Origin of the sequence: Actinomadura soli (genome assembly GCF_005889715.1) — a bacterium.
Taxonomy (GTDB): Bacteria; Actinomycetota; Actinomycetes; order Streptosporangiales; family Streptosporangiaceae; genus Spirillospora; species Spirillospora soli.
In genome coordinates, this window is sequence record NZ_VCKW01000340.1 from 1 (window position 1) to 7181 (window position 7181).

General features: G+C 70.5%; 6 protein-coding genes. 3 read left to right on the forward strand and 3 right to left on the reverse strand.

From position 1 onward, the window contains the following. On the reverse strand, positions 1–1411 hold a 1411-nt coding region (dnaG, locus tag ETD83_RS37340; RefSeq protein ID WP_138649922.1), incomplete at its 3' end, for a DNA primase. A 380-nt stretch (positions 1412–1791) separates the two neighbouring features. Between dnaG and ETD83_RS37345 the strand changes: the two genes are divergently transcribed. After that, a complete protein-coding gene (locus ETD83_RS37345; protein ID WP_138649923.1) occupies positions 1792–3138 on the forward strand; it encodes an ABC transporter ATP-binding protein in 1347 nt (448 codons plus the stop codon). Here ETD83_RS37345 and pdxR read toward each other — a convergent pair. Beyond that, on the reverse strand, positions 3125–4546 hold the full coding sequence (pdxR, locus tag ETD83_RS37350; RefSeq protein WP_138649924.1) for a MocR-like pyridoxine biosynthesis transcription factor PdxR: 1422 nt from the start codon (positions 4544–4546) through the stop codon (positions 3125–3127). The two genes, ETD83_RS37345 and pdxR, sit on opposite strands and share 14 nt — an antisense overlap. Before the next feature lie 85 nt (positions 4547–4631). Between pdxR and ETD83_RS37355 the strand changes: the two genes are divergently transcribed. Next, a complete protein-coding gene (locus ETD83_RS37355) occupies positions 4632–5237 on the forward strand; it encodes a TIGR03086 family metal-binding protein (RefSeq protein ID WP_138649925.1) in 606 nt (201 codons plus the stop codon). After that, positions 5228–5638 carry a hypothetical protein gene (locus ETD83_RS37360; protein WP_205718093.1) on the forward strand — a complete coding sequence of 137 codons (411 nt, stop codon included), beginning with the start codon at positions 5228–5230 and terminating at the stop codon, positions 5636–5638. Before ETD83_RS37355 ends, ETD83_RS37360 begins: the two co-directional genes overlap by 10 nt. On the opposite strand, the gene ETD83_RS37365 is transcribed toward ETD83_RS37360, so the two are convergent. Then, positions 5602–5979 carry a MerR family transcriptional regulator gene (locus tag ETD83_RS37365; protein ID WP_138649926.1) on the reverse strand — a complete coding sequence of 126 codons (378 nt, stop codon included), beginning with the start codon at positions 5977–5979 and terminating at the stop codon, positions 5602–5604. The two genes, ETD83_RS37360 and ETD83_RS37365, sit on opposite strands and share 37 nt — an antisense overlap. Positions 5980–7181 lie beyond the last annotated feature (1202 nt).

A 7181-nucleotide genomic window follows, 5' to 3' on the forward strand; every position in this document is an offset into this window, starting at 1 on the left:
CCCCGTGGTTTCCGCCTCTGTTGTTGCCGCTCCTGTCGTTCCCGCCCCTGTTGCTGCCGTTCTGGGGGCGGCCGTGGCGCCGGGCCGCCAGTTCGCGGACGCGCCGCAGCACGAACTGCTCGTCCATGATCCCGAGCCAGCGGTCCAGATTGACGGCATACATGTGGCGCCGCGACCGGTCCTTGATGGCGGCGACGACCGGGGCCGCGGCGTCGAGCGCGCTCAGCCGCCCCTCCACGGTGTCGAGGTCGTGCTGCTCGATCGCGCTGCGCACCGCGAACTCGAACAGCGGCAGCCGCGAGGCCACCAGGTCGCGGACAGCCGCGTCGCCGTGCCGGATCCGCAGGTCGCACGGGTCGAGCCCGTCCGGCTGGATCGCGACGAACGTCTGCGACACGAACTTCTGCTCGTCGTCGAACGCGCGCAGCGCCGCCTTCCGGCCGGCCGCGTCGCCGTCGAACGTGAAGATCACCTCGCCGCGGAACTCGTCCTGGTCCATGAGCAGGCGGCGCAGCACCTTGATGTGGTCGTCGCCGAACGCCGTCCCGCACGTCGCGATCGCCGTCGGGACGCCCGCCAGATGGCAGGCCATGACGTCGGTGTAGCCCTCGACGACCACGGCCTGCCGCCGTCGCGCGATCTCCTTCTTCGCCAGGTCGGCCCCGTACAGCACCGAGCCCTTGTGGAAGAGCGGCGACTCGGGCGTGTTCAGGTACTTGGGGCCGTCGTCGTCCTCGTACAGGCGACGCGCGCCGAACCCGATGACGTCGCCGGACAGGTCGCGGATCGGCCACATCAGCCGGCCGCGGAACCGGTCCATCGGGCCGCGCCGCCCCTCCTTGGCGAGGCCGCCGGCGACGATGTCGCGGTCGGCGAAGCCGCGTTGGCGCAGATGCCGGACCAGGCCCTCCCACTCGCGGGGCGCGAACCCCACGCCGAAGCGGTCGGCGTCGGCGGGCTCGAACCCGCGCTCGGAAAGGAACGTCCGGCCGATCGCGCCGTCCGGCGAGCTCAGCTGCTCGGTGTAGTACTCGGCGGCCGCCCTGTGCGCTTCGATCAGCCGCGCACGCTGGCCGCCGTCCTGCCGGGTGCCGCGTCCGCCGCCGTCCTCGTAGCGGAGCTGGAGGCCCGCCTGCACGGCGAGCCGTTCCACCGCATCGGAGAAGGACAGATGCTCGATCTCCTGGACGAACTTGATGACGTCGCCGCCCGCCTCGCAGCCGAAGCAGAAGTACAGCCCGCGCGCCGGCGTCACGTTGAACGAGGGCGACTTCTCGTCGTGGAACGGGCAAAGGCCCTTGAGGTTGCCGCCGCCCGCACTGCGAAGCTGCAGGTACTCACCGATCACGTCGGCGATGGACGAGCGCTCCCGGACGAGCGCGATGTCCTCATTGCGAATACGGCCTGCCACGACGAGGAGTCTACGGCGGCGCCCCGACATCCGGCGCCGCAAGCCCGAACCGGCGCCGATCCTCCCCCGAACCGGCGCCCTTCTCCTCGAACCGACCCCGTCCGCCCCGAACCGGCGCCGCCCGGCCGGGAGACGTCCTCCCGGGGCTCGGACGCGGGCCGTCCGGCAGCCGGAGGCATACCAGCCGAGAACCCGATACGTACCAGCTATCCACTGGAGGGCCGGATGGCGGCGTTCCTCCTCCAGTGGCCGGTATCTCATGATTCATGGCCGGACTCGGCCGATCAGCCCGCAGGCCATACCGGATTTAGTCTGGACAACACAGACCAGCGCACGATGTGATGACGGACCGGAATTTTGGCTTACCCCAGGCGGACCCGATGACGGATGTAGTGCTCGACGGCGTCGACAAGGTGTACCCAGGCGGAGTGGTCGCTGTCCGGAATGTGCGCTTGAAGATCAACGACGGCGAGCTGTTCGTCCTGCTCGGGCCGTCCGGGTGCGGCAAGTCCACGATCCTGCGGATGATCGCCGGGCTGGAGGACATCACCGGCGGCGACCTGTGGCTGAACGGAACGGTGGCCAACGACCTGCAGCCGCGCGACCGGAACGTGGCCATGGTGTTCCAGGAGGGCGCGCTCTACCCGCACCGCACGGTCAAGGGGAACATGATGTTCCCCCTGGAGGTCTCCGGGGACGACCGCGCCGAGGCGCACGCGAAGGTCCACGAACTGGCGCGCGCGCTCGGCATCAACTCGATGATCGACCGGCTGCCGCGGACGCTGTCCGGCGGCCAGCGGCAGCGGGCCGCGATCGGACGCGCGCTGATCCGCGAGCCGTCGCTGTTCCTGATGGACGAGCCGCTGTCCAGCCTCGACGCCGGGCTGCGCACCGAGCTGCGCGTGGAGATCGCCGCGCTCGTGCGCTCCACCGGCACCACCACCGTCTACGTCACCCACGACCAGGTCGAGGCCATGACGATGGCCGACCGGATGGCGGTGCTGCGGGACGGCGTCCTGGAGGACGTCGGCACCCCCGAGCAGATCTACGAGGACCCGGCGACCGTGTTCGTGGCCGCCTTCCTCAGCTCTCCCCCGATCAACCTGCTGCAGGCCACCCTGTGGGCCGTCGAGGGCGAGGGGCTGCTGCTCGACTTCGGCTCGCAGCGGCTGATCATCCCTTGGAACGACCCAAGGGCATCCTCGCTGATCAGCCATCACGGCCAGTCCATCAGCGTCGGGATCCGCCCGGACACGCTCATGCCCATCGCCCCCGGCTCGCCGGCGCCGCCCGGGACGGTCCTGTCCGGCCAGATCCGCGCGCTGGAGTTCCACGGGCACGAATGGCTCGCCTACGCCGAGACCGGCATCCCCACGGTCGACGCGACCGAGGTGGGACGCCCCGCGCCGGCCGCGTCGTACGAGCCCGAACGTCCCGGTGTGCTCGACCGGGTCCGGACCTTGCTCGGCAGGCCGTCGCCCCAGGCCGAGGAGCCGGTCGAGGAGCACGCCGGCCACCACCGCCGCCGGGCCGACCTGATCTTCCGCATCGCGCCCGGCGACCGTCCGAACCGCGGCGACCACGTCGCGCTGACCATCGACTTCGAGCGCGTCCTCTTCTTCGGCGCCAACGGAAAGCGCGTCACCCCCGTCCACCGGACACCGCACGCGAACGCGAAGCCGAAGCCCCGGGAAGCCCACTCCCACGAAGCCCCTAGGCATCCATGACGTGGCGCAGCCGGCCGATCCCCTCCTCGATCTCCCGGAGCGCAACCGCGCCGTAACCGAAGACGAGCCCCCGGACCGGCGGCCCGGTGACGGCGAACTCCGACAGCGCGAACAGCCCGACCCCCGCGCCGAGCGCCTTCCGCGCGATCACCGCATCGTCGCGCCGCCCGGGTCCCTCCCGAAGCGTGGCGCTCAGATGCAGCCCGGCCTCTGACGGGACGAGGGTCAGCCGGTCCCCGAGCATTCCGCCCACCAGTTCGGCGACCCGCTCGTGCCGCGCCCGGTACTCGCGCCGCGACCTGCGTATATGCCGGGCGAGCAACCCCTCGTCGATGAACCTGGCAAGCGCCGCCTGCGCCGGCAGCTCGGCATGCCAGGACGAGACGTACCGCGCCATGCGGAACGCACGGTGCAGCGACGGCGGCGCCACGAGGAACCCCAGCCGCAGCACCGGCCGCATGATCTTGGAGAAGGTGCCCGTGTAGAGCACGCGGCCGTCCTCGTCCAGGCTCTGCAGCGGCTCGATCGGACGTCCCCCGTACCTGTACTCCGTGTCGTAGTCGTCCTCGACGATCACCACGTCCCGCCGCCGCGCCCAGTCGAGCAGCGCCCGGCGGCGCGGCAGCGACATCGGCATGCCCAGCGGGAACTGATGGGACGGCGTGACGTACACGGCCCGCGCCTCGTCCGGCAGCCGGTCGACCCGGAGCCCCTCCGCGTCGACCGGCACGCCGCGGACCCGCATCCCCGCCGCCGTGAGCAGGATCCGGACGGGCGGGTAACCCGGGTCCTCCACGGCCACCACGTCACCCGGCTCCAGCAGCACCCGGACGATCAGATCCATGGCCTGCTGCGTCCCCGACGTGACGACGACATCGCCGGCGCTCGCCCGCACGGACCGCGAAACCCCCACATGCCTGGCGATCGCCTCACGCAACCCGGACAGCCCGGCCGGATCGCCCACGGACGCGGGCTCGTCCAGCGCCGACGACCGCAGCACCCCCGACATGATCCGCCGCCACGCCTCGTACGGGAACAGCCCCACGTCCGGCAGCCCCGCCCGGAAATCCCAGATCACTCCCGGCATCGGCCGAGGCCAGGCGGACACTCCTTCCCACACGTCCCGCGCCCGAAGCGGCGACGCCGACGGCGCACCCCGCCCGGCGGACCCGCCCTCCAGGACGAACGTCCCCGCGCCGACCCGGCTCGTCAGGAACCCCTCGGCGGCGAGCCGGTCATAGGCGACGCCGACCGTGTTCCGGGAGATCTCCAGCCGCCTCGCGAGTTCCCGGGTCGGCGGCAGCGCGTCGCCCGGGCGGAGGCGTCCGTCCAGGATCGCGGCGCGCAGCTGCCGGTAGATCTGCCCCGCGAGGTCTCGCCGCCCCACCAGGCTCACGTGCAGATCCAACACTCCCCCGCCCTAAATCGGCTCAGTCATTCTCCACGATTTTGGACCTGTACCTGGTCCTCTGCGAGTTCCTACCGTGGACCGCATGGACCTGCTGACCGAACTGCTCACCACCGACTTCCGTCCCCTGGACCGGAGGGCGTCCGACCTCTACCTCTCCACCGTCGCGCAGGTGAAGCCGGACATGCTCACCCGGCCCACGCCGTGCCCCGACTGGACCCTGCACGGCCTCCTCCGCCACCAGATCAGCCAGGACGAGGGCTTCGCCGCCGCCGCCCGAGGCGACGGCGCCCGCCTGTCCGCCTGGCGCGGCGGCGACCTGGGCGACGACCCCCACGCCGCGTCCCGGACCTCCGCCGACCTCGTGACACGGGCCTTCGCGGACCTCCCCTTGGACGCCGAACTCGCCCTTCCCGAGATCCGCGAGGGCGGCACCTTCCCGGCCGCCTTGGCGATCAGCTTCCACTTCGTGGACCTGGTCGTCCACGCGTGGGACGTCGCCGCCACCATCAACGTCCCATGGGAGCCCGCCGAGGACCTCGTCACCGCGTCCCTCAAGGTCGCCGCGATCGTCCCCGACGACGGCCGGGCCCCCGGCGAGTCGTTCGCGCCGAAACTGGACGCCCCACCGGACGCACCGCCCAAAGACCGCCTGCTCGCCCTCCTGGGCCGGTCCCCGTCATGGCGCTGAGAAGCCCCTGGCGGGACGGCTCGTCCAGCGGAACGGGCCCCGTCCTCGTCAGCGTCACCGACTTCACCTGCTCGAACCCGCTCGACATGCCGGCGGTCTTCCGCGCGGGCATGGCCCTACGCCGATCCTGGCCTGACCTGCCGGGCGCGGTCGGCCTCTGGCTGTGGACCATCCCGTTGCACCGCAGATGCGGCTCCGTCTCGGTCTGGGACGACGAGACCGCGCTGAACGGGTTCGTCGCATGGCCGCCGCACGTCGCGATCATGCGACGCTTCCGGCAGCGCGGGACGATCCGCACCCACACCTGGGAATCAGACCGCTTCGACCCCGACGAAACGTGGCTCCGCGCCCATCGAATCCTGACTCAGGCGGGAAGGCCCTCACAGAGCGTGCCGCTGTAAAGGCGGATCTTCCACTGGATCTGCTCCTGCCGCGTACGCAGCTCGGCGATCTGCTCCTCTACCCGCCGGTCGTGCTCCTGCAGCAGCTCAAGCCGCTCCTGCACCGTCTCGTCCCCGCCACGGGCCAGCTCGGAGTAGCGAAGCATCTCGGCGATCGGCATCCCGGTCCCGCGCAGACACCGCAGCATCTCCAGCCACTGCAGATCGTCATCGCTGAAAACCCGCCGCCCCGACGCGTTCCGCGCAATGCCCGAAAGCAGCCCGATCTTCTCGTAGTAACGCAGCGTGTCGATACTGAAGCCGCTCTTCTCGGCGGTCTCACCCGGAGAGTAGAAACTCACGTCCCCACGATCCCACCTGGAGCGCACTCCAGGTCAACACCCACCCACCAAACGAAACAAGCGCCACGTCCCGCGCAACACCAAACCCGAGAACCGACCGCACAGTCGCCACAAACTGACCGCACCAGAAATGGGCGGCGCATCCTGGGCAGGTCAGGAGTGCGAACCGCGCCACAGGCTGCAGGTCCTACCCCATCGCGCCCGACCTGGCCAAGGCACGCGCGATGGGGTGGCGTGCGGACCTGGATAGATCTGCTGGAGGCCAGACAGTTTGGGGTGAGCCTGGTGCGCTGATGTGGCCTGCCTGCCGACGGCGAAACAGCGGACGTCTCCGCCCCCGCCGTCTCGTCGGCTACTCCAGGGCCGGACACAGGCGCACGCCGAGTTCGTCATGGGCGCACTGCCCGCCACGCTGCGGCCCGCAGCGGCGACGTAACCGGTGTGACCTTCCACCCCACCCCAACCACGGCGGGCAATACACCCTGGGTCGCCTTCACCGAGCCATGTACCGGACGGCCGGACACGCCAATCAATGAGCGCGATCGTCTCCACCACTGACAACGCCCTGGCCTACAGGTTCTTCGCCAGCCTCAAACACGAGCGTCCGGCCCCAGCAGCTAGGCCGTGTGCAGAGTCCCGTCATGGCGCGTTGGGCCGTGCGCGAGCGCGGCGTCGCCGCATGAAATGCCCGCTCGGGCTCGCTTCGGCGTCTCCGAATTCAGGCGAGCCAGACGCCCGCGCGTGGGCTGAGGCCCACTTTGAGACACGTCCTAGCTGGCCCACCATGCAAACCCCGGCTGGCGGTGCCCGGCTGGCTGGTCTTCAACGACACCTGGCGCCGCCACTCGACCCTGGACTATCTCAGCCCCAGCCGGATACGAAACACGATCAGCGACGATGACCGCCATCGACGACAACCGGTGTCCACAAACTAGGTGGAAGCCCATGGACTGATCTACCTGGTGTGGGCAGGGGTGTGCTGCCCGACTGAGGATTCTCGGTCGGGCAGCTCTCGGTGACGACGGCGGCGGTGGGATCAGAGGCTGTGGGTTGCGGGCGGGTCGTGTGGTCAAGCGGCTTGGGGTCGAGGTGGTGGTCGTCCGGTCGCGGTCCTGGTCGCGGATTTGATGGTGGGTGGAGTGGCAGGGCGACCGTTATCACGGGGTGATTTGCCCGGTGGGTGGAGGCGGTAGGTGTGGGGG

What these genes read in the sequence shown, in the direction of transcription:
- ETD83_RS37360 (WP_205718093.1), top strand. Translation starts at nt 5,228, where the DNA reads ATGGCGCTGAGAAGCCCCTGGCGGGACGGCTCGTCCAGCGGAACGGGC.
- ETD83_RS37345 (WP_138649923.1), top strand. Translation starts at nt 1,792, where the DNA reads ATGACGGATGTAGTGCTCGACGGCGTCGACAAGGTGTACCCAGGCGGA.
- ETD83_RS37355 (WP_138649925.1), top strand. Translation starts at nt 4,632, where the DNA reads ATGGACCTGCTGACCGAACTGCTCACCACCGACTTCCGTCCCCTGGAC.